The following is a 24,397-nucleotide window of genomic DNA, read 5'->3' as shown; positions in this document are numbered from 1 at the left end:
AAGAAAAAGAGAGGTGCGGGGGGGACGGAGAAGCCCTTCCGCACCTCCCCGCTGTGATGCGCACTTGCAAATTTCCTGGCTATGTGGAGGGCCCCTTTAAATAAAGGCCAGTACGGCAATGACTACGCCATACATAAACAGCGGAATGCCAAGGTAAATGTTCTGTAAATAAGCCTCCCTCTCGTCTGGAAAGTGCTGGGCCATCAATATACCCTCTGAAGCGATCAATACGAGGAAAGCGAGGACCGAGGCCACCCCGATCCATATTGTGCGCTTGCCGCTACGCAGGCGCGCCTGTTTGTGATAGATAAGCAATAAGATCAGGGCAATAATACCAATCAGAACGACGCCTATCAGGAGAACCGCGTCGGAGCTCTCAGAAAGATCTCCTATAAAAGTGCCAAATAAACCAAATGCTGCCCAGAAAATACCCCATAAATAGAAAAGACTGCTGATGACGGAACCGGTCGTGCTGCGCTCTCTAACAGGTGGTGGAGTCGCAGGCAGTGCTCCCGGGAAGTTATTGGCGTAAAAATTATTGTTGGGCGAGGAATACCTGTAGGGTCTATCCACCTGATAATTTTCCGCCGCCGGCGCGGTAGTGTAGCTGACGTTCTGTGCTGGCGGAGGGTAGCTATAAGAAGGAGGCGGAGGCGGCGAAACCTGGTTCTCGCTACTAATGGTGGTATATATCGATTGGGAAGGCACCGTGTAATCAGCCGCCGTATATACGTGATCCAATGGGGCGCCACATTTCTCACAATACATACTTTCCTGGAGATTTTCGTGCTGACAGTTCTTACAACGCTTCATGCATTTCTCCTCTGAGTCCTTTTTCTCTGCTCATTTATAATAACATGATTCTAACGCCCGCTAACAACTTCCGCACAGAAAAAAAAGATGCATAGTACCTTAACCATAAGGCAAGGAAAAAGGAGAGGAGAGGAGAGAAGAAAGGACTATCAGGAGTACGCCGGCGCCCCTACACGGCGTAGCAGGGCATCTCTCCGCAGGCCAATAATGCACATCGTTACCAGGACAACCGCTACCATTACGCCCGCGGTAATGGCAATAACAGGTGTGCCGCTATTTTTGATGATGATGGCTATATATGCCCACACAATGACGGTCAGATAGGCCATATCCACGCAGGTCAACCCGACGTAGATGGCGATGGCGGTTCCCACTATCAGTAGTAACGCTGTCCAGATAGCAGGGCTGATACCCGCGCCATGCCACCCCAGATTAGCCAGCACCACAGCGACATTGACGATATTGGCGACAGTAATCCATCCCAGATAGATACCAAAGGGAGCATTCACGCACCAGCTTTCCAGCGGCGAGGCGCTCCCTTTATTGATGCCAGCGCGAATATAGATGGTCAGTAACGCCAGCAGCAGGATGACCATCATCAGCAGGCTGAGATTGATCCATTCATTGAGCCAGACATATTCCCAGGCAACGTTAGCCACACAGCTCAAAACATACCAGTAACCGATACGCCGTAGCCGTGGATTCTCCCGCTGCGCGGGCAACGCCTGGTAGACGGCAAACGCGATCAGGCCAATATAGATGATGCCCCAGATAGCAAAGGCATAACCGGCGGGTGTAATCGGCACCGGATGTCGGCTCGAAACCTCCCCCACACTGCGCCCAAAGATGTTTGTGCTAAACACATTGAGTAGCACCGTGCCGATCGTCGCAATGACGTTGATAATCTGTCTCGTTGTATCTCTTGACATAGAACATGCTCCTTACCATTGATCCGCGATCACAATGTCAACTGTATATGTACCACCCTCACCCACTCATTCCCCCGCTACCTAAGTATCACCTCTCTCCTCTCATTATTGATGCCAGAAAAGATAAGATCGTATAGCTTTACATCAAAAACGTGAACGCCTGTGCACAGGCGTTCACGTTTTTGATGTAAAGCTATACGATCTTATCCGTACTTATCCATTATTGCGTCAGCATAATAGCTAGTATGTGCGCTCCCTTAAATGTATACAATCAGTAATATTGTCCGCTTGTACAATGAAACCAGGGCTAAATATTGTTCGTGATGACTATAGTAATACTTTCCACGTCTGAATTGCCTGTTTTTGCCCATTTCATGCCCTATATCAAGGAGGTTGCACCGCATATGTCCGATCAGATGCTGGCAGAGGCGTATAAACTTGGGGAAGACCACAAGCTGGAGCAATTTGTGGTGACACTCAAGGTAAACTACAAACCCTCGGATCTTTTCTACGCCCTTTATTTAAGCGCGGCGGTTCCAACGATCATTATCCTGCTCGTCTTTGGCTTCTTCTGCTCTATCAATGTGACCATGAGCAGTACCGCTTATTATGCGCTGGTCGGTGTAGTTTCTTTCCTGTACCTGTCGATCCTCGCGGTTTGCTGGTTGCGCGATTACAAGCCGTTGCTGCTCCCTATGCATAAAGACCTGCATGTCCATGTGTATAGCGCGGGTTTTATCTGTGTGGTGGGTGACCAGGTCGAGGTAGTGCGTTGGGAACAAATGAGAAGAGTGAGCTATAAACGAGCCACAACCTTTAAAAATCATGATCCTGCCTCTGTCGTTAAAGTCTGGCGTCAGGATGGGAAGAAATTTGTCTTTAACGCGGCGATGAAGCATGTCGATATCCTGGGCCAGCTGGTGGAACGCGAGTATCAGAAACGGAACCGGCAGATACCATCTACGGTTAAGAAGAAAAAGACCAGCCTTTCATAAAGACAGGCATGTATCCAGACACAATCAGGCGTCCGTACGAATGTGTGGACGCCTGGAAAATTTGCCGCAGGCGTGGGTGTTGCCGACCCTGGACCGTCCATGTCATAATAACAGATATAATTGACCGCGAGATATGAAGGAGAGTAGAGCCATGGCTGGTGGACGCAGCACCCCCCGACGCCTCGATTTTTCCAGTGTCATTCCCAGCGCTATTTTGCAGAGCATCGCTATCGATGTGGTTTTTCCTTATATGCTATACCAGCTCTTTCTGGCGCGCATGACTGCCCCTATGGCACTGCTGCTGGTGGCTCTGTTCCCACTGGGCGATATAGTCTGGCACTATAGCCAGCGGCGTGGTCTGGACCTGATCGGACTGCTGGCGTTGTATGTCCTGGGCTGGATCATGCTTGGTGCACTGCTGTCAGACATCTCGCCACTGCTCTCAATACTCATTCATTATGTGCTACCGATTGGTATCCTGGGCATAGGAACGCTGCTTACACGTGCCGCGGGCAAACCACTGCTCTTCTACGTGGATCGCTACTGCCATGCCCATACCCCCGATCATATCGCGGACTATACTGATTACTGGCGGGAAAGCGCCAGCTATCGTCGCATGATCTTTCGCATGAATACCGTCTGGGGCGTTGGTCAGCTAATCTTCTCTCTCTGCGTGCTGCTGCTGGCCTTTTTGATCCCGGTGGATCTCTCCGCCTCTATTATCCTGGTGCTTACCTGCCTCTTCTATATCGGACTTACCATGTGGAGCGTGCAACAGGAGAGCGATCAAAACGCCGCATGGGATGCGATGAATAGGGAACAGGAGCCACCGATAGCCGATTCATGAGTCTAGTAAACATTACGAAATTTTAAAGGTTTGAAAAGCTGGCCCCATCGAGACAAGAAATTTATGGCTTTTTATAGTATCACATGCTATACTCTCTGTGGGGTTGGGGAAGAAGCAATTGCCACTTGTCACTACTTGTTCAAACCATCGTCTCCATTGCTCTTCGCTCATCCCGTTTTTTCAGATCGATGCATCATTTCATTCATCTGTATAAACAATTTCTCCTCCAATTGCTGCCAGGCGATCTTTTCAGCCTGTAAACGGGTCAGGGTCCGGTTCTCCTGGGCTGCCAGGATGATCTGTTGCGTGACAAGCGATTGAAATGTCACCAGCGCCGGCAACTGCTGCTCACTCGATGGCATAACCCCCAGGGAGATGTCAGATAGCAGATAAAACTCCTGCCTCTCAAAAGCCAGGCACATCAGTTCAACGTACTTCTGGATTAAGGATAAATGGGCATGGGAAAAGAAATCAGCCTGCGTGCTGGCTATGTATATGGCACCAGCGGTCTGGTTGGCCAGCAGGACCGGCGCGGCTACCGCGCTCCTCACATCCTCAATCTGATCATATGGGAAGATACGCTGAATCTCATCACGGTTCTGTAGCGTGCTCGGGTGTCCCGACGAAACGGCATAGCCTGCCAGCGATTCAGCACCAAAGAATTGCGGATGATATTCAACGTAGGTGCTCCAGGGAGGAGTACCATTACCGGCCATCATGCGCAGGCTGCGTACCTTCTGCCCCTGCGTCGGGGGTACGCACTGCGCTACATATACCAGCATTCCATTGAGATCAGGATCAAGATGTTTTAGAATTTGCTGCAGAATCAGGCTACTGATAGTCGCGGAGCGCATGTGTTGCGAGACCCCAACATATGTACTCATGACACGCTCATAAAAATCGTTCGGGATCAGGGCGATTTGCTCGTCCTGAAGAAGGTTCTCTTGCTTGATATAGGGAAATTCTGTTGTGAGTAACAGCAATAGTTGTTTCCGATATTGTGGCAAGGCATTCAAAAGTAAGCGCAGGTTCTGTGGACGGGGATTGGTCTCGCCGTTCACCCAGCGTTTTAAGGTCATAGCGTTGATATTCAAACTATCAAGGATTTTTTGCTGCTCTAGCGGATCACTGGCCACATTTCTAAGCAGTTCACGCCACGTTGTTTCCATATTTTACCACCAACAAATACAGGATCATATACCTGGTAGGTTTAAATATACTATCACACTCACTATCAGCATATCGTCTATGCTAGTATTCGTCAATGTTCTTTTCCTGTGATTCCATCAATTACCTACTCAAATAGTATGCCTGCCATTCTTCTCACACTTTCAGGCAGCTTTGATTGCCTTGGCTTTCTCTCTCTAATTGAAGCATCTATCTAGTATGAACGCCCAATGGACGGTAGTTTTGTCCAAAAAAAGATGCGGAAAAGCCTATGCTAAAGCACATCCTATCACCTGAAACAACACGTTGTGTATTGCAGAATAAATGTACTTATATCAAAACTGTCTTAACAGCTTCTATCCATCACTATCTTACTTTGCGCTCTTTATTATATTCTATGACCTTATAGAGACGACTTACGGCTCGCAACCGGGTAGCGATATCTTATTAAGAATATGTCTTACTTGGATGCTCATCGCCTGCGGCACTCCTGAGCTTTCGCACCTGCGGTGCTCACAAGCCCATGGTGTGTTGGTGCGGCAGGGGCGCTTTCGCGCCCCTGCCGCACCAACACACAAAACCAATACGGCCGCGTAGCGGGGGCGCCCAAGTACCCCCAACGTGGTGGAAGTCAAACAACTCAGAGCAGTGACAACCGCTTAAAGCAGGCAAATTATAAATACTTGACTTAGTTGGTCAATTTTATCATGAAAAAACCTTGACAGATCGGCAGGCAATAGATTATGCTTTCAATAGCATAGAAATATGATCACAGCTTCTAAGAGAGGTGAATTCTCATAATCCCTGCTATTGTTATGTTGGCAGGTAAATAATGCGCATACAAAGCCAGTCGTCTGCATGAGCAAACAATAGTATGCCTGCTGTCAGGGGGAGATAGCTGTGGGAAGGCGAAAGGGTTGAGACGAATGCGGAACCGTTGAGGCGGTAGATAATTCCCGGTTCATGCTTGTGTCTCCTCTGTTCGTGCTTGTGTCTAATGGAAACGGCCAGAATGGTACAATTGGAGGTGCCATTCTGACCGTTTCTTTTGTTACTGGATGAGAGCGGAATAGATGAACTGGCGGCCTATTTCAGGCTGGCCAGCTCGCTATGCCGGGACTGCAGTTTGGTGACGCGCTCTTCTTGTGCCGTCAGCTTTTCGCGCTCTTTCTCTACCACCTCGGGTTTGGCCCGGGCGACAAAGTTCTGGTTGGAAAGCTTACCCTGCAGACGTGCCACCTCTTGCGTGGCCTGGGCGATCTCTTTATCCAGCCGCTCCAGTTCTTTGCCGATATCGAGCAGGCCCGCCAGCGGTAGATAGATCTCGACCGCGCCCGCGAGCAGACTCATGGCCTGTTCTGGCTTCTGAGCAAGCTGCGCATGCAGTTGTGGCCGTTCGGTGGTGGCCAGGAACTCAATCACCGGCGACTGGGCTGCAAACATTTCAATGTCGTTGCCGGCCGCCATAATGACGGGTACACGACGCGATTTTTCGACGTTCATCTGGTTACGAGCGTCGCGAATCAAGGTGACGACGTGCTGAACCAGGCTGAACTGCCGCTCCGCCTCTTCATCCACCAGAGCCTCGTTATACTGGGGCCAGGAGGCGACGATCAGGGCGGAAGCCGGCCAGGACGCTTTGTCGGGCTCGCTGAAGTGATACAGGTACTGCCAGACCTCTTCTGTCACAAAGGGCATGAAGGGGTGCAGCAGGCGCAGGCTCTGATCCAGGACCGCGCGTAAGATAGCGGCGGTATTCTGCTTCGCCTGCTCGTCTCCCTGCATCTGCACTTTGGCGCTCTCTACATACCAGTCACAGTAATCCGACCAGAAGAATTCGTTGATCTGGCGGCCCGCTTCGCCAAACTGGAAGTCATCGATCAAACGCGTAACGGACCTGGTGAGCCGCTCGAAGCGATGCAGAATCCAGCGGTCAGCCAGGGTCTGTGGCTGCAGGGCGTCAATGGTGGGAATACCACCGCCGATGTCGGCCGTCTTCATCAACACGAAGCGCGAGGCGTTCCAGATCTTATTGGCGAAGTTGCGGTTTCCTACGATGCGCTCGTCGATCAGCTTCATGTCGTTACCAGGCGTGCTACTGGTCGCCAGGGTGAAACGCAGGGCGTCGGTTCCAAACTTATCCATCACCTCCAGTGGATCAACCACGTTGGTCTTGGACTTACTCATCTTTTCGCCCTTGGCGTCGCGTACCAGTCCATGCAGGTAGATGGTCGAGAACGGCGCATTCCCCATGAAATGGATGCCCGACATGACCATGCGCGCGACCCAGAAGAAGATGATATCATAGCCAGTCTCCATCACAGCGTTGGGATAGTAGCGCTGCAGGTCGGCGGTATTATCGGGCCAGCCCAGCGTGCTGAATGGCCATAGCCAGGAGCTAAACCAGGTGTCCAGTACGTCCTCGTCCTGTCGGATCTGGGTACTATCACACTGCGGGCAGGCGGTCACGTCTTCACGACTGACGATCATCTCTCCACAGGCGTCACAATACCAGACCGGGATGCGGTGCCCCCACCAGAGCTGACGCGAGATACACCAGTCGTGGATATTTTCGAGCCAGTCAAAGTAGGTCTTGTTGAAGCGCTCGGGCACGATCTTGATCTGGCCATACTTGACGGCGTTGAGCGCCGGCGTGGCCAGCGGCATCATCTTGATGAACCACTGCTTTGAGATCAAGGGCTCGACCACGGTATCACTGCGCTGACAACGTCCCAGCGGCACCGTGTAATCCTCGGTTTTAACGACCAGGCCCATCTTCTCCAGGTCAGCCACCAGATTTTTGCGCGCCTCATAGCGATCCTGGCCCACGTAGGGACCAGCCTCGCTGGTCATTCTGGCGTCAAAGCCAATTACCTGAACGCGCGGCAGGTCGTGGCGGGCGCCAATCTCAAAGTCGACCGGATCGTGCGCGGGCGTAACCTTGACGGCCCCGGTACCAAATCCAGCCTCGACAGCCTCGTCTCCCACGATCGGAATCTCACGATTGACGACCGGGACGATGGCGATGCGACCGACCAGGTCTTTGTAACGCGGATCTTTAGGATTGACGGCGATGCCAGTATCACCCAGGATCGTCTCGGGACGCGTGGTGGCGACGCTGATATATTCGGTCTCACCAGCCGCCTGCCCTTCCAATGCCTTCAAAGGATAGCGTACATAGGTCAGCTTGCCTGGCGTATTCACATGATTGACTTCCAGGTCCGAAATCGCGCTCATACAGACGGGACACCAGTTGATGATGCGCTCACCGCGATAGATCAGGCCCTCTTCGTACAGGCGTACAAACACTTCGCGTACGGCTTTGGAGAGCCCTTCGTCCAGCGTAAAACGTTCGCGAGACCAGTCGCAGGAGGCGCCCAGGCGGCGATGCTGGTCCTGAATGCGACTCTTATATTGATGCACCCATTGCCAGACACGCTCTATAAAAGCCTCGCGCCCAACTTTATGCCGGTCCGTTCCTTCCGTCGCCAGCAAGCGCTCAACCACGGTCTGGGTGGCGATACCTGCATGGTCTTCACCCGGCACCCAGAGGGTCTCGTCGCCCTGCATACGATGATAACGGATCATAATATCTTCAAGCGTCGCGGTAATGGCGTGCCCCAGGTGGAGCGCGCCCGTTACATTGGGCGGCGGCATGCTGATCACAAACGGTTTGCGGGCTGGATTCGGACGGGGCTTGAAGTAGCCACCCTCTTCCCAAAAGCGGTACCACCGGGCCTCAACTGCCTGGGGCTCGTACGCCTTGGGCAATGCCGCAACATCAGTGATCGGCGTTGTCTCTCTTGTCTTTTCCTGCTCGATCATATCCACCTCTTACTAACACATAAAAAAAGCCCTTCCCGTCAAGGACGAGAAAGGACGTAACTCGTGGTACCACCTTGTTTCGATCAACGGGTTCGCCACATACACGGCGCGTTCCAGGTTGATCCTCAGCAGTGCTGTATCGGGCACCCCCGTGGAAATTGTGTAATAGCATACACTGGTTTCCAGGCTCACAGGCGACCTTCGTAGCGCTCATTCCGAGGAAGACTTTCAGCCTCTAGATCTTCCCTCTCTAACGGGAGCTGCTCCTACTCCTCCTGATCATAGCCAGTATACATCTCATCTTGTTCACATCAGTCTATCGATTCCCAACCCAAATGTCAAGCCTCCAAGCACGACCACGCTCCCATATGTTCGGACCTCGCGTCCGATTTCCCTCTCCACGCACGACCACGTTTCCCAAAAAAATCCCACATACTCAATGCGTCACGCTGACGATCGAGGAGAGCAGGCTATCTTCAAACGTCATCTTGCCATACATAAATTTCGTCGTCACATAACATGCCACACCCAGACCAACAACGGTGCCACCAGTGATTAATGGTAACAGCGGAAATGGCCTTTGACCTATCAGAGAACCAACGTAGAACGCCGTCGTCAACGGCACGCTCCCCAACAAAAATGAGCAGATAAAGGCCGGCAAAGCGTAAATAATATAATTGAGCAAGATCAGCCACGCATTATAATCACGCGCTTCAGCGGGCCTCTTCTCAGCCAGCAAACGCAGCTTGCGTATACGCAACAAACCAAAAACAATCGCCAGCACAATCGAAATAATAACAGCAGCCCCGCCAGTAAAATAAAACAGCTGGTGAGTCCAGGGATCAGCAAAAACATCCATGTCGCCTGTCATCCTTTACAATGGAAGTTCGGAAATTGTCTCCATTTCCCGACCACATAAGCATATCATACTTCTTCAATGTACAAGGATATCCTTATATGTTAGCGCAACACTGCGGTGCTCATCTCCTTTTTTAGATGTGGGGCAACACTGCGGTGCTCATCTCCTTTTTTAGATGTGGGGCAACACTGCGGTGCTCATCTCCTTTTTTAGATGTGGGGCAACACTGCAGTGCTCATCTCCTTTTTAGAGGTGGGGGGCAACACTGCGGGTGGGTGCGGATGCACCCACCCGCAGTGTTGCCCCACCTCTAAAAAAATAAAGGCGGCCGCGCATGCGGCCGCCCGTGCGGGGGCGCTCACGCCCCCCGGAAAAAGTGTGTCTGACACCCTCACATCTTTTGGAAGGTGCAGATTATCTTGCCGAACTGGAGTGTGTCCCCGTCGTTGATGGGCGTGGAAGTGTCTGGCTCCAGGCGCTTACCATTGATGCGCGTGGAGTTGGTGCTATTCAGATCAGTCAGTGTGTAGCTGTTCCCATTACGCTCGATGACCGCGTGAAGGCGCGAGACGGTATCGGCGCCATCAAATTTGCTCAGGTCAACTTCCGGTTGCACACCACCCAGATCATGATCATAGCGTCCAACCGCCGCTCGTTCACCGCTCAGTTGGATCTGCTGTCCACTATTACCAAATGTCAGCGTCCCCCACGGCCCGGTGGATTGGCGAGCCGCCTGTGCTGGCTGCGCGGGCAGCGTCGGTTGGGACCCGATAGCCTGCGAAGCAGTGCTGGGCATAGTAGATTGTGCCGCGGCATCCTGCTGCGCCTTTAAAACATCCGGATTGGATGGAATATAATACTGCTTCTGAGGCCGTGGCTGCGGTGGCGGCGGGGTCTGATGGGGAGTACTGGGCACCATCGTTACCTTCGGCTGCGGCTTGACGGCCGGATCCTGGGTCGTCGGCGGCACATAGTATTGCTCAGGTGGCCGCTGCGGCTTTGGCTGAGCCTCGGTCGACTGCTGACTGGATGGCGCATAGTAGACCTGTGGCTGCGGCGGCGATGCGGGCGTCTGGGTCTGCGGCGGCGTATACGCTGGTGCCGGCGGCGGTGTATACGTCGGCTTCGGTGGCTGCGCGGCGGCCGGCGGTTGATAGGCCGGCGTCGGCGGCGCTACAGGTGGCGTCGGCGGTTGATAGACCGGAGCCTGGGGCGCGGCCGGCGGTTGATAGACCGGAGCCGGTGGTGTATAGGTCGGCGCCTGCGGTGCCGGACGCGGCTGTGGGATCGAGGGCTGCGAGGCCGGGGACGTATTGAAGGTCGAGGCCCCACATTTTGGGCAGAACGAGGTGCCCGCTTTCAACTCCGAGTTGCAGTTAGAACAGTAGAGTTTGGGAGCGGCCAGGGCACGTCCACAGCCCGAACAGAAGGTGTCCCCCGGCTCATAAGGTGTATTACACTGCGGGCAGCGCAAACCTGCTGGCGCGGCCGCTGGAGCCGCCTGTGGCGCCTGCAACAAAGGCTGTGGCGCCTCCTCGACAACCGTGTTGGAAGGAATATAGTAAGGGATCTGCTGCTGCTGCTGCTGGTTAGGCTGTCCCCATTGCTGCTGCATCTGCGGTATAAGGTAGGTCGGGATGGGGCCCGCCTGGATACCCGGACGCTGCTGGCGTACGAGACCATCCACGATATTTAAAGCCTGGTTTCCCAGACTGGCCTGGCGCCATGCTCCGGCGCCCGCGGTCAATGCCAGCGGCCATAGAACCGGAAAAGCGACCAGTCCAACCGCGCCAACGGCTGCTTTATCAACCCAGCGCTGTCGCCCGATCATCGCCAGAATACCACCCGCTGTACGCTGGATGGTCAGCGAAATTGCCGCCTGCATACCAATAATCGCCTCGAAATCGCCGCCTTTTTTTAACTGAATCAGCATCTGATCTCGATTGCCAAAATGCTGCGCTTGATAGCCCTGGGCAATATAGACATTGGAGATGTCACTAGCTAATCGCTCCACGTCTATATCATCTGAATTGTAAAAGCGGGCATCCATCCGTTATCCTCCAACGTAGCTTGATTTTTGTCTGTTTGCTTCATGTATGTATCGTATAGATACAACCACCTGGTGGCTGGTGCATTGTTCGCATACGACGTGCTCTCTGACCTTCAGTCAGTGCACAGGAAACACTCTACCTGTGCCAGCCATCTACTCTTATCTACGTATTTGGTGGCTGATAGTTAAACAATAAAAAAAGTAACTTTGCCCTCTTCTTGACAGAGTATACCATACTCCTACTGGCGTTTTTTACCCGACAAAAAGGTGTACCTTCACGCCACTTCAGCAGTTGATAGGATGGTGGTGCGCCAGCTGGCGCACCACCATCCTATCAACTGCTGAAGTGGCGTATATCTGCAGCTTGCTTAGAAGGCGCTTGCCTGGGCGGTTGGATTGATCTGTACGTCTGGATACTGCTGGCGCACCAGTCCATCAAGCATGGAGAAGATCTGTCCGGACAGGTTGAACTGGCGGAAAGCACCGAAGCCAGCGGTAAGCAGTAAGGGGAACAGCGCTGGCACAAAGATACCAGCGGCGCCCACCGCCATTTTATCTATCCACTTCTGCTGTCCAATGGTCGCCATGATGCCACCATTGGTGCGCTGCAGAGAAAGTGAGAGCGCCGCTTGCAGACCAATGAAGGCTTCGAAGTCGCTACCCTTCTTAAACTGCACCAGCACATGATCTCCATTGCCGATATATTGCGCTGTATATCCCTGAGTCTGGTAAGCGTTCACCAGATTATTTGCCAGTGTTTCAATATTGATTTGCTGATCGCGTAGATTGTAGAAACGTGCATCCATGACTTGATCCTCCAATATTTTTATTATCTTTTGTATAAAGTATGCGTTAGATGGTATTTAGAAGTTGTTCCGTATGTATCTACGCTTTTCCTGCCAGAAAGTTGGATACGCGTATGAGCTTTTACTTTTTAATAATGAGATAGAAAAAGGCCCGAGCCGCAACGTGGTCCGGACCTTTTTCTATCTCATTATAATTAAGCACTGATCATGAGGAGGCACTGGTCTTGATAGTGGTCCAGCTCTTGCCGCCATCGGTGCTCTGATAGAGCTGGACGCTCCCATCTTTTGCGCTGCCAATCACCCAGCCGTTGCTGGTCGATATAAATTGTAGCGTCACGATTTTATTCACCCCCTTACCTAAGGGCGCATCCCGATTCCAGTTCTTACCACCATCGCTGGTGCTATAGATAGTGCTCCCATCACTGCCCGCAGACCAGCCGTGGCTGGCATCCGTAAAACTGACCGTTGAGGTGATACTGGGGGAGGCGGGATTACCGCTCCAGGTTTTTCCGCCATCCTGGGTAGTGTAGATGACGATCGCGTGGCTGTTGTCCATTATCTGCGCGGGCAGGATGCCATCGTTCTGGCCGAAAAAGACCGGTGGAAACGTGCGGATGGCGCTCTTACCGGGTAGCTTCAAGGTCTGGGGAGTCCAGGTATAGCCCGCGTCCGCGCTGGTGTAGAGGATCGGCGTATTCTGTTCGGCGCTATATCCAGTCACCCAGCCCTGTGTGGTGGTTCCAAAACTGATGCCTGTTTTTTCGATGGTGGCGGGCAAGGTGCTGAGCCTGGAACTGTTCGACTGGTTGGGGCTATCTAACTGGTACCAATTGTTGCCGCCATCGGTCGTTGAAAACACATTCACCGGCTCATCCGTGAGTTTGTTAGATCCGCTTTTAAGGAGCAGCCAGCCATTCATGGGGTCAATGAAATCGATATTCACGATTCCCTGGCCCGATACGGGTAGAGGGGTTTCTAACCAGAGATCGCCACCAGTATACGTGCGCCAGATGGAGATTTTGTCATTGACCTGTCCGGCAACCCAGGCGTTCTGAGCATCCAGAAAGGTCGCGTTACTAAAGGTCGGTTGTGGCGCGCCAGCGCTTGGTGTGACATCCTTCCACTGGGCCACCCCCTGTGTGGTATGCAACACGTGTCCGTCCTGGGAGACCGCCCAGCCGGTTTTATCATCGATCATATGGATAGTTTGCAGTGAGACAGCCTGACTGGGTCCCGGCGTTGGAGTGGGCAATACCACCACCGAATTGTCGTCGGTGTTCTGACCATCCGAGGCTCCACAGCCAGCCAGCGTCAGCAGACAGATAGCCAGCAGGGCCGCCGAGAATAGCAGCCTCAAACGCCGGCTCCTGGCGGGTCCTCGTTTACGATAGCGCGAAGTATACATATGTCAAATCCTCTAAAAGTATATATCATAGAAAATAGCAGATAGCTTCTTCGTATTGTATGTGCCATCGCATATAATTACAACGCCTGGATTTTCAAGGAGCAGGTGTAATACAACAGGTGGGCGCGGATGCGCCCACCTGTTGTATTACACCTGCTCCTTGAAAACAAACTTATCCTCAGACAATCGTCTCTTCTTCATTGAGGATGGCTTTGCCAAACTGCTCGTTGTAGAGGCGCGCGTATACGCCCCCCTTTCCAGCAGTTCCTCGTGTGTTCCACGCTCAACGACCACTCCTTTATCAACCACCAGGATAATATCGGCTGAGAGGATGGTAGAAAGACGGTGGGCGATGGCCAGGGTGGTACGCCCCTTCATCAATGGCTCCAGCGCGGCCTGGATCAGGCGCTCGGAGTGGGTGTCAAGAGCACTGGTCGCCTCGTCAAGGATCAGGATGCGTGGATTTTTAAGAATCACTCGGGCAATGGCGATGCGCTGCTTCTCACCACCTGAGAGGCGGTAGCCACGCTCGCCCACGATAGTGTCGTAACCATCGGCTAGCTCCATGATACGATCGTGGATGGCGGCTGCTTTGGTGGCCGCGATCATCTCCTCGTCGGTCGCGTCGGCGCGCGCATACAGCAGATTATCGCGTACCGAAGAGTGGAGCAGATAGGTCTCCTGCGTCACCACGCCGATAAGCTCGCCAAGCGAGGCCAGGGCGATATCCTTGACGTTGTGGCCGTCGATCTCTACCGCGCCCTCATCGACATCATAGAGCCGGGGCACCATATAGGTCATGGTTGTCTTGCCAGCACCGCTGGGTCCGACCAGCGCGGCCAGCTGGCCCGGCTGAATCTCAAAAGAGACATCGTGCAACGTCTGGCGCGGCGCTTCCTCCTCCACACTTTCATGGATACCGTTCTTGCCGTTGCTCCCATTCCGGCCATTGGTCGGTGTCGGTACGGCCTCTACCGGCATGCGACGCAGAGAGAATAAACCGCGTTTGCCATTGCCGTTATTTTTATTTTTGGCCGCCTCGGGCAGGGGAATCAATACATCCGGTATATCCTTCTTGTACGTAAAGGAGACATCCTTGAAGGTGACGCGTCCACGGGACTCCTCGGCCGTCAGGCGCAGGGCATTGGGCTTGTCTTTGATCTCAATCGGGATATCCAGGTACTCGAATATACGGTCGAACAGGGCCAGAGATCCCTGCACCTCAACCTGGACCGTCAGGAGCTGCCCGATCGGGAAGAAGATGCGGCTCTGCAGGGTGGTGAAGGCCACGATCTTACCAAAGGTCATAAAGGGGTCGCTGTGCGAGATGATCTGCTGGCCCGCCACCAGGTAGACGACGGCGGGGATGATCGAAAAGAAGATGTTGATCGACATAAAGAACCAGCGTCCAATCATCTGCTGGCGCACTTCCAGGTCAGTGAGCTTCTGGTTCTCGTCCTCAAACAGCTTTTGTGCGTACTTCTGCCGCCCAAAGGTCTTCATCAGCAGGATACCACTCACCGAGAGCGTTTCCTGCATCATGGCGGTCAGAGAGGCCATGGTCTGCTGGGTCTCTTTACTGGTGCTACGCCGGACCGCGCCAACTTTGACGGTGATCCAGAGGAAGATCGGCAACAGTCCCAGTGAGATAAGGGTCAAGATGGGACTGAGCACCAGCATGGCAATGATTGTGCTGATAACGGTCGATATATTCGAGACGATGCTGGTGGCGGTATTGGTGACCACCGATTGCACGCCGTTGACATCATTGGAGAGCCGCGACTGGATCTCTCCTGTACGCGTGGCGGTGAAGAAGCGCAACGACATGCTCTGTAGATGCTCATAGAGACGGTTGCGGAAGTCGCGCATCACGCGCTGCCCGATGATGTTGTTGAGGTAGGATTGCCAGACACCGATCAGTCCGGTGACGACCGGGGTGACAATCATAATAATGACATAGATGACCAGCAGCCTTAGATTCCCTTTGGCGATCGCGTCATCAAAGATACGCGCAATCAACAAAGGATTGATTAACCCTAATACGGTGGTCAGAATAATGGCGATTAAAACGAAGAGGACCTGCCATTTATACGGTTTAAACGAAGCCGCGACGCGCCTGACCGTGCGTGCATCGGTCTTACGCCCTCGCAGCTTCTGCTCCTCTAAATAGGAGGACATCCCCCCTCCCATGCGATGAAAACCCATACCTGATTACTCTCCCAGCAAGAAACTTTCTTCTTAATTGCTTTGTCACTTTGCGCACAAAGTCCGAAGTCTACTCATTTTAAATTCTTCTATCAGAAAGTATAGTAGATTTTCAAGCTTAACGCACTGTCCAACAAGACGGTTTTTCACCCTGTCGATTTTACCAGTAGGTGCTGGGTTTGCCCCAGCTTTTGGTGCTTCCGCTGGTTTGTGCCGATTTCTCCCCCGGCATACCCAAATATTGTTGGTGGAGAAAATAACACCATCTCCGTCGTTATAGATATAGATGTACCCGGCCCCATAGATGATTGGATGTGGTCTGTTAAGGCAATACCGAACCATTTGTACTATGCGAATAGGATCTTAACCAGGCAAACACCGTATCTTCACCATGGCTGTGGTATACTCTCAACTGCATGACTAAATGCATTTTGATATGTCGTTGTTGTTAGTAGCGCATGGGCCGGACTGCAGGAGGGAGTCCGGTTGACGAGGAGGAGGCTGTTCGGAACCTGTCAGCGGGGAGCCTCCAGGGATGATCACGTCCCTGAGAAGAGAACACACAACGCCTGCCGGTAACGGTCAGGACAAACCGTTCTCAGTGATGTAGTAAAACAATTGAGTTTTATTACATACAACATAGAAAGGTACCCGACACCATGTGCGGTATCATAGGCTACGTCGGCTCAAAAGAGATCGATGTCACTTCCATATTGCTTGATGGCCTCTCCAAACTCGAATATCGCGGATACGATTCCGCCGGTATCGCCGTTTTAAACTCCACCGGTACAATTGATCTCCATCGCCAGGCTGGCAAGATCGCCAACCTCGTTGCGACCGTTGAAAATGGTTCCCGCCCCGGCGATAGCACGCTGGGTATCGGCCATACACGCTGGGCCACCCATGGGCGACCAAACGATACCAATGCCCATCCCCATCCCGATTGCAGCGGCAGCCTGACCGTTGTACACAACGGCATCATCGAAAACTATGCCGAACTGCGTCGCGAGCTCCAGCAAGGTGGACACGTCTTCCAGTCTGAGACCGATAGCGAGGTGCTGGCCCACCTGATCGAGCGCGAGTACTTCGGGGCCGCCAATCACGACCTGGTGCTGGCGGTACGCACCGCCCTGCAGCACGTAACCGGCGCCTACTCCATTGGCGTGGTGAGCCGCGAGCATCCAGATCTGCTGGTCGGAGCCCGCTGCGCGGGTCCCCTGATCGTTGGTCTGGGTGAAAACGAGCAGTTTCTGGCCTCCGACATCCCCGCCATCCTCAAGCATACGCGCAACATCCTTATCCTCGAAGAGGGCGAGGTCGCCGAACTGCGTCCCGAGGGTGTTAGATTGACGACCCTGTATGGAACGCCGATCGAGCGTGCCCCTATGATCATCGACTGGGATATCGAGGCGGCCGAAAAGGGCGGCTATCCCCACTTCGTGATCAAAGAGATCAACGAGCAGCCAGAGGCCCTGCGCCGCGCCCTGACCGGTCGCAGCCGCGATGGTCAATTGCATCTGCCCGAGCTTGAGCGCATGGAGCACGCGGGACTGCTCAATAACATCCAGCGCATCCTGGTCGTGGCCTGCGGCACCTCCTATCACGCGGGTATGATCGCCAAGTACGCCATCGAGAAGTGGGCGCGCATCCCTGTCGAGACGATTACGGCCGCCGAGTTCCGCTACTGCGATCCTATCGTCGGACCCGAGACCCTCTGTATCGCCGTCACCCAATCCGGTGAGACCGCCGATACGCTGGTCGGCATCCGCCAGGCCCGTGAACATGGGGCCCCGGTAATCGCCGTTACCAACATCGTCTCCAGCGCCATTACCCGCCTGGCCGACGCGGTCCTCTACCTGCAGGCCGGACCCGAGATCGGCGTGGTCGCCACCAAGACCTTCGTCAGCTCGGTCGCCGTCCTCTACATGCTGGGACTCTACCTGGGCCAGTCGCGTGGCCGCATCCAGCCGGAACAGATGCGCGAATTCCTGGCCGCCATGGATCAGCTTCCTGACCAGATCCAGCGCATCCTCGACCAGGCCAACAGCGAAGGCGATATCATTGAACCGCTGGCAAAGCGCATGGCCTCGGTCAACAGCATGATGTTCATCGGCCGTGGCGTGGGCTATCCCACCGCCCTCGAAGGCGCGTTGAAGCTCAAGGAGATCTCCTACATCCACGCCGAAGGCTTCCCGGCCGGAGAGCTCAAGCACGGCTCCATCGCCCTGCTCGATCCCGAGACGCCCCTGGTTGGTATCGCCACCGCCTCCCATGTCTATGAGAAAGTGGTCAGCAACATCCAGGAGGTACGCGCGCGCGACGCCCATATCATCGTCGTCGCCACTGAAGGAGACGAAAACATTCGACAGCACGCCGACGACATCATGTACGTCCCGGACACGCTCGAAATCTTCAGTCCCCTGCTGGCCTCCGTCCCCCTGCAGCTCTTCGCCTACCACGTAGCCGTCGCCCGTGGCTGCAACGTCGACCAGCCCCGCAACCTCGCCAAATCCGTCACCGTCGAATAAAACGAAGGGGGCCTGCACACATACAGGCCCCCTCCCGTAGGTTCGACCCTTGCGGTCGATTTTCCCCCCTCTCATACCATAAGCTCGACCCTTGCGGTCGATATTTTCCGCGTTCAGGCCGAGGCTTCGGCTTCCTCGGGCTGTTCCAGGTATTCCTCTTTGATCTCTTTGGGGCCAAAGGGCCACGTGTGCTCGACGAAGCGGGCCCAAAGCAGGTAGGCGATGATGCCCAGCAGCGTCCAGGCGATGGCCATGGCCATTGGATTGGTCCAGATGGGTAGGATAAACTGGGTGCCGCTCAGACCCGATGCGATAAAGACATAGACCCAACCTACCAGCGCCAGGATGCTGAATAGCGGATAGAGCCACATGCGGTAGGGACGCTTCAGCTCGGATTGCCGGCGGCGTAAGACGGTCAGGGCCGCTACCTGTCCCAGCGCCTGCACGATGACGATGACGGCGGTCAGGATAGAGATAATGGTTCCCAGCGGCAGAATGGAGGCCAGGGCAGTAATGACGCACATGACGATCAAGGCGACATGGGGAAAGTGGTAGCGCGGATGAAGCTTGCCAAACTGTCGCAGGAAGACGCCGTCGCGGGCGGCATTATATGGCACACGCGACCCTCCCAGCAGTCCAGCAAAGACGGAGGCGAAGGCCGTGATCAAGATCAGCACCGTGACCACGCTTGAGACACCTCTGCCCCAGGCGGTCTCCAGGACGAGCGAGGCGACGGAGCTTGACTTCGCCACGGTCTGCCAGGGAACGACACCCATGACACCGATGTTGAGAGCCAGGTACAGCAGCATCATGCCGCAGATGGAGATGATGATGGACCAGGGGATGGCGCGTCCAGGATTGCGTACCTCGGCCCCCATGTAAGCCGTGGTGTTATAGCCCAGGTAATCATAAATGCCGATGACCAGCCCCGCACCCAGTCCACCCCAAAAGTGACTGTCCAATGTAAAAGCACCGGATGGATAGCTAAAGGCCAGCGCCGGGTTAAAGTGGGTGTAGGATGCTACAATCACCGTCCCAATGGCGATGAGCATAACGATAAACAGGACGTTGCTCAGGATACCGATCGACTCGATGCGGCGGTAGAGCGCGAAGAGAACAAGACCGGTCAGTGCGAACGAGACCAGGTCGATCTGCCACCAGGTCATGTTGGGCCAGAGATAGCCGAGATAGGAGACCAGGCCATTGATTCCGGTGGACATGATCAGGGGGATAAAAAGAACGGCGGTCCAGGTAAAGATGAATGGCATCAGGCGGCCGGTGCGGTACTGAAAGGCCTCGCGCAGATAGATATAGGTGCCTCCCGCGCCCGGCATGGCTGCTCCCAGTTCCGCCCAGATCAGCCCATCCGACAGGGCTAGCAGCGCTCCCGCGACCCAGCCAAGAATGGCCTGCGGACCACCAAAGGCCGCGACCATGAGGGGAATGGTGATGAAGGGTCCAATACCGCACATCTGGGTCATGTTGATCGCGATCGCGGTGCGCAGATTAACGCTGCGTACAAATCCGCCGTTCGCCTGCTCTGCGACCCCACCTTGCTTGGTTCCTGTGCCATCTCTCTTTGATCCCTCATTCAGGCCTGAAGAACCCACGGCTCCCTCCTTTGCATTGATAATACCAGCAATAAGCAAATAACGATGCTTTAATATATTTATATCATATTTATTGACTCTATTGATGCGAACGGCCGCATTGGCGGCCGTTCGCATCAATAGAGTCAATAAATATGAATTTCTACTTCATCTGTTTGTTTTTGGTGCGGACGCGTTCGTAGAACTCTTCCATGGCGCCGATGAAGGAGGCGTTTTTGTGCCAGAAGGCGGGGTAGTCGCCCTGCTTTTTGATCAGGAGGGCGGGAACGGCTGGCTGCGCTGCCACCGTCTGCTGAGGCGCGGGCAGGCGCGTCGCCCCGGTCCAGAACTCTTTGTGGCTGGCGATCTGCTGGGGTTTCGTCGTTGGACGGGTGTAGTAGGACTCTACGGGCTGGACTTTGGGCTCGCTGGTAGTTAAAGCGGAGGCCAGGGTCGCTCCCAGTGGGGTTTTAGCCAGCTCGGCCTGCAGCTCTTCGCGCGGGAGTCCACGCAGGGTAAACATGAGAAAAGGATCTTTGTCCAGGGCGGATGCCAGCAGATAGTAGACACCGGCGATATGCTTGCAGGGATTGGCGTAGTCTGGACACGAACAGTCGGTCTCGAAGTCGAGCGCGCTGTGTGGCAGCAGGTGCAAATCCTGCTCGATGAAAGCGTCCTCGATGGTGTCGGGCATCTCGTTCATCAGCAGTTTGGTGAGCAGGTCAGCCCGGCTGGCGATGTTCTGGATCACCTTGCTCCATTCTCTGGCGCTGATGGATCTCAGGATGATCGAGGTCTTGTAGATGGGCTCCTCAAAGACGCCAAAGTAGGGATTGATGGAGCCGCGTACCCTGGCCTGGACGGCGCTGCGGTCGATCTTATAGCTGATGATGCGACCGTTGGTGGCGTATGAGCGTCCACGGCTGAGGCGACCGGTGTCGGTAAATTGTTCGAGGGCCTGGATGAAGCGCTGGCCCCACCATGTGCGACTGAACTGTGTCATCGTTCCTACTCCACGACCGCGCTGCGGCGCAGCTCGATCAGCTCTTTAAACGTATTATTATCCAGTTCCGTCAACCAGGATTCGTCGCTCCCCACGACGAGCGAGGAGAGCCGCTTCTTGTCTTCGATCATGGCGTCGATGCGCTCCTCCATGGTCCCCATGGCGATAAATTTGTGCACAAAGACGTTTTTGCGCTGACCGATGCGGAAGGCGCGGTCGGTGGCCTGGTCTTCAACGGATGGATTCCACCAGCGGTCAAAGTGAAAGACGTGGTTGGCTTTGGTGAGATTGAGGCCAACGCCACCCGCGCGTAGCGAGAGGATGAAGAGGGATGGCTCGGTGGCCGGATCCTGGAATTCGGTCACCATCCTTTCGCGCCTGGCAACATTGGTTCCACCATGCAGATAATAGGTATTGTAGTATTTCTTGTGCTCAAGATAGCGCTGCAGGGCGTCACCGATCTCTGTAAACTGGGTGAAGATCAGCGCGCTCTCTCCACTCTCGATGACCTCTTCTACCATCTCGGTCAGTCGCTGCAACTTGTGGGAGCGCTCGGTGGTGAAGGCGCTACCATCCTGCAAAAACTGCATGGGATGGTTGCAGATCTGTTTGAGCTTGAGCAGCGTCGCCAGGATCATGCCCTTGCGCTGCATGCCCTCGGCCTCGTCCAGCTGTTCCATCACGTCTTTGACCACCGCCTCGTACAGCGAGGCCTGCTCGGCCGAAAGGGTGCAGTACATCTTCTGCTCAACTTTGTCCGGCAGGTCGTTGATGATGCGCTTGTCGGTCTTGACGCGCCGCAGGATAAACGGTTCGACCAGCTTTTTGAGGGTCGTCGATTGCAGCGCATTGTTGTCTTTATAGATTGGCAGCTCAAAGTTTTTGCGAAACTGCGCTTCCTTACCCAGGTAGCCGGGATTGAGGAAGTTGAAGATGGACCACAGGTCGCGTAGGCGGTTCTCGACCGGGGTGCCGGTCAGGGCCAGTCGATGGATGGCCCCCAGTTTGAGGATGGCGCGCGTCTGCGCCGCCTGTGGATTCTTGATGTTCTGGGCCTCGTCGACCACGACGCGGTGCCAGTCGATGCTCTGCAATAGCTTTTCATCCAGCCGCGCCAGGGCGAACGAGGTCAGGATCACATCCTGTCCCTGATACAACTCCAGGAACGCCTTCTTCTCTTTGGGACGCGTGCCGCCCTGGTGCACCAGCACCTTCAACTGAGGTGCAAAGCGCTCGATCTCTTTGCGCCAGTTGCCCAGCACCGAGGTGGGGGCAATAATCAGGGTTGGTCCGACGGACTCGCTCGCCTCGCGCTCCTTGAGCAGACGAGCGATAACCTGCAGAGTTTTGCCCAATCCCATATCGTCGGCCAGGCAGGGATTCAGCCCCAGGCTCTCCAGATAGTGAAGCCAGGCGACGCCGCGCTTCTGGTACTCACGCAGGTTCCCCTGCAGCGCCACGGGATCATCAATAGGGGTGATAGCGTTTTTATCGTCAAGCTGTGACAGCATGTCCTGCAGGTCTTGATCATACTCCCATTCCAGATCATCAGCCCCCTCGGCGCCTAACTTGAGCAGATCCATCAGTGAGATCTCGGCGGATTCGTTCTTGTGCTTCTGCCAGAATTCGAGCATCTGCTGCATCTTTTCGCGATCGAGCTCCATCCACTGACCACGAAACATGACCAGCGGTGATTTGGAGTTAACCAGCTGGCGCCATTCTTCTTCTGAGACAGCCTGTCCGCCAATCGAGAGTTGATAGTTATAGTCAACGATTTTCTTAAGATTGAAATGATCGCCTCCAGCCGCAGCAGCCGATCCTTTGGATGAACGCAGTGATGTCTTGAGACGGACCTTGCTGCGCCGCCTGCCCTCGGGCGTCCACCAGGAGGGGACGATCACAATATAGTCAGCATCCTCCAGTACCCAGGCCGCCTCTTTCAAGAAGGTAAATGCTTCGTCAAGCTTGAGATGGAAGCCGATCGGCTTATCTGTGGTCATGCCCTTCCAGATCAGTGGGTAGATGCGCGCGGCATAGCCTAGGGCCAATAAAAGATTCTTTTCAAAGTCGTCGCCAAAGGAGCGCACCGCCTCGGCGCGCGCTCGGGGCTCCATTTCCCAGTAATCGAACAGACTCAGTTGATGGGAGGGATCGCGCCTGGAGGCCACCAGGAAATGCATGTGCCAGCTATCCACATCCCCGGCGCTGGCTTCCTCTAAACGCAGACAAAGCGTAAAGCCAGCCCCCGTATGCGCCTGCGTCAGGTTGTTACGCCAGTTGAGCCAGTCTTTATACTCCTGCAGTGCCTCGGTGGGTTCTTGAGTGGACGTGGGACGATAGGGATAAATGCACCTGTAGAGCAGCGTGTCGGCGATCTGGTGGTCAAAGGCGCCAGTGAAAGGAGTACCCGTCACAATGTTGTGGAGCAGGCATTCAGAGAAATGGCGCAACAACGCTTCTTTGTAGAAGAGGACCGCGCGCTCTGGACTATGGACTCCAGCCACACATGCCCCCGGCATGGCGTCAAGATAGCGCCGGATGCTCGTCTCGTAGCTATCTGAAATCAGCTCCCAGGCCGGATGGAGCACGAAACGGGCCGTCTTTTTGCCGCGCTTCCCCTTCTCCTCCACCACATCGAGAGCCTGGTATTTTAAAGCCGGAATATACTGGTCTTTGGTGATGATCGCTTTGAGGGCCTGGGTATATTGTTGCCAGAACAAGAGATCCGCCCCCAATTGAAAATCTTCAGCACCATTGAGCGCCTTGAAATGGATGGCGTTCAGGACGGTAATGATCTCCGTTATCTGATAGCAACAAACCTGCCAGGGCTTGAGCTCAAATTCGAGCGGCGGCTCCTCCTCAACGTAGCGCAACAGCTCAAAAGAGGGAGCGGGCCTGTCATCCACCGTCGGCAGCAATATATAACGGCTGCATAGGGTATTCGCCAGCGAGGAGAGCTCTTGCAGGCCCAACTTCTCCACCAGAAACGTCTCCAGAGCATTCTGTGCCAGGTGCCGTGGATGAACAGCGTCTGGCACAGACTTCGCCACAGCTTGCGCCGTGTCCGTCTCAACCCAGAGATAGAAATTTCCATCCTGCTGGAATTCCTGCGCATCGTCAGGAAGCCAGAACCCGTGGATGATATGCATGCGATACTCCCGACATGAGCCACGATACGATCAGGACGCGTCAATCGCGCTCATAGCATGTCTTCATGTATGAAAATTTTTGTACAGCATAGCATATTCATTCTCTTATTGTCGAATATCCCCCGTAGGTGCGCCCCTTGCGGGCGCTTTCCCCTCCGCGTACGGCATGCCCAACCGTAGGTGCGCCCCTCGCGGGCGCTTTCCCCTCCGCGTACGGCATGCCCAAC

General features: G+C 54.4%; 15 protein-coding genes. 3 read left to right on the top strand and 12 right to left on the bottom strand.

What is annotated here, in order from left to right; translation table 11 throughout:
- Positions 1–96: 96 nt before the first annotated feature.
- Together AABA21_RS26230 and AABA21_RS26225 are read right to left on the bottom strand one after the other, a co-directional pair.
- A complete protein-coding gene (locus tag AABA21_RS26230; RefSeq protein WP_338254784.1) occupies positions 97–813 on the bottom strand; it encodes a zinc ribbon domain-containing protein in 717 nt (238 codons plus the stop codon).
- A 149-nt stretch (positions 814–962) separates the two neighbouring features.
- On the bottom strand, positions 963–1,742 hold the full coding sequence (locus AABA21_RS26225; protein WP_338254782.1) for a tryptophan-rich sensory protein: 780 nt from the start codon (positions 1,740–1,742) through the stop codon (positions 963–965).
- A gap of 404 nt (positions 1,743–2,146) precedes the next feature.
- Between AABA21_RS26225 and AABA21_RS26220 the strand changes: the two genes are divergently transcribed.
- Complete coding sequence (locus tag AABA21_RS26220; protein WP_338254780.1) at positions 2,147–2,737, top strand: DUF6585 family protein; 591 nt, start codon at positions 2,147–2,149, stop codon at positions 2,735–2,737.
- A gap of 151 nt (positions 2,738–2,888) precedes the next feature.
- Complete coding sequence (locus AABA21_RS26215) at positions 2,889–3,584, top strand: VC0807 family protein (RefSeq protein WP_338254778.1); 696 nt, start codon at positions 2,889–2,891, stop codon at positions 3,582–3,584.
- A gap of 167 nt (positions 3,585–3,751) precedes the next feature.
- On the opposite strand, the gene AABA21_RS26210 is transcribed toward AABA21_RS26215, so the two are convergent.
- The 7 genes from AABA21_RS26210 to AABA21_RS26180 all read right to left on the bottom strand — a co-directional run bounded on the left by AABA21_RS26210 (position 3,752) and on the right by AABA21_RS26180 (position 15,874).
- Positions 3,752–4,753: a GAF domain-containing protein gene (locus AABA21_RS26210; protein WP_338254776.1), complete on the bottom strand. Its 1,002-nt coding sequence runs from the start codon at positions 4,751–4,753 to the stop codon at positions 3,752–3,754.
- 1,084 nt (positions 4,754–5,837) lie between these two features.
- Positions 5,838–8,576, bottom strand: coding sequence for a valine--tRNA ligase (locus AABA21_RS26205; RefSeq protein ID WP_338254775.1), 2,739 nt, complete (start codon positions 8,574–8,576; stop codon positions 5,838–5,840).
- A 436-nt stretch (positions 8,577–9,012) separates the two neighbouring features.
- On the bottom strand, positions 9,013–9,435 hold the full coding sequence (locus tag AABA21_RS26200) for a hypothetical protein (RefSeq protein WP_338254774.1): 423 nt from the start codon (positions 9,433–9,435) through the stop codon (positions 9,013–9,015).
- Positions 9,436–9,826: 391 nt separating this feature from the next.
- Positions 9,827–11,485, bottom strand: coding sequence for an FHA domain-containing protein (locus AABA21_RS26195; RefSeq protein WP_338254772.1), 1,659 nt, complete (start codon positions 11,483–11,485; stop codon positions 9,827–9,829).
- Positions 11,486–11,853: 368 nt separating this feature from the next.
- A complete protein-coding gene (locus AABA21_RS26190; protein ID WP_338254770.1) occupies positions 11,854–12,291 on the bottom strand; it encodes a hypothetical protein in 438 nt (145 codons plus the stop codon).
- Between the two features lie 205 nt (positions 12,292–12,496).
- Positions 12,497–13,696 (bottom strand): WD40/YVTN/BNR-like repeat-containing protein, encoded by a 1,200-nt coding sequence (locus tag AABA21_RS26185; protein ID WP_338254768.1) that lies wholly within the window; start codon positions 13,694–13,696, stop codon positions 12,497–12,499.
- Positions 13,697–13,843: 147 nt separating this feature from the next.
- Positions 13,844–15,874, bottom strand: coding sequence for an ABC transporter ATP-binding protein (locus AABA21_RS26180; RefSeq protein ID WP_338254765.1), 2,031 nt, complete (start codon positions 15,872–15,874; stop codon positions 13,844–13,846).
- 686 nt (positions 15,875–16,560) lie between these two features.
- Between AABA21_RS26180 and glmS the strand changes: the two genes are divergently transcribed.
- Positions 16,561–18,429: a glutamine--fructose-6-phosphate transaminase (isomerizing) gene (glmS, locus tag AABA21_RS26175; protein ID WP_338254762.1), complete on the top strand. Its 1,869-nt coding sequence runs from the start codon at positions 16,561–16,563 to the stop codon at positions 18,427–18,429.
- 113 nt (positions 18,430–18,542) lie between these two features.
- Here glmS and AABA21_RS26170 read toward each other — a convergent pair whose 3' ends face one another.
- From AABA21_RS26170 to AABA21_RS26160, 3 genes are all read right to left on the bottom strand, one after another.
- Entirely contained in the window at positions 18,543–19,901 is a 1,359-nt protein-coding gene (locus AABA21_RS26170) for an APC family permease (protein ID WP_420917221.1), read from the bottom strand.
- A 280-nt stretch (positions 19,902–20,181) separates the two neighbouring features.
- A complete protein-coding gene (locus tag AABA21_RS26165; RefSeq protein ID WP_338254758.1) occupies positions 20,182–21,021 on the bottom strand; it encodes an SWIM zinc finger family protein in 840 nt (279 codons plus the stop codon).
- 5 nt (positions 21,022–21,026) lie between these two features.
- Positions 21,027–24,170 (bottom strand): DEAD/DEAH box helicase, encoded by a 3,144-nt coding sequence (locus AABA21_RS26160; protein WP_338254756.1) that lies wholly within the window; start codon positions 24,168–24,170, stop codon positions 21,027–21,029.
- Between the last annotated feature and the right edge of the window lie 227 nt (positions 24,171–24,397).

It is taken from the genome of Dictyobacter halimunensis (assembly GCF_036245075.1).
The sequence above is the reverse complement of the archived record's forward strand: the minus strand, read 5'-3'. Positions and strand labels throughout refer to the sequence as shown.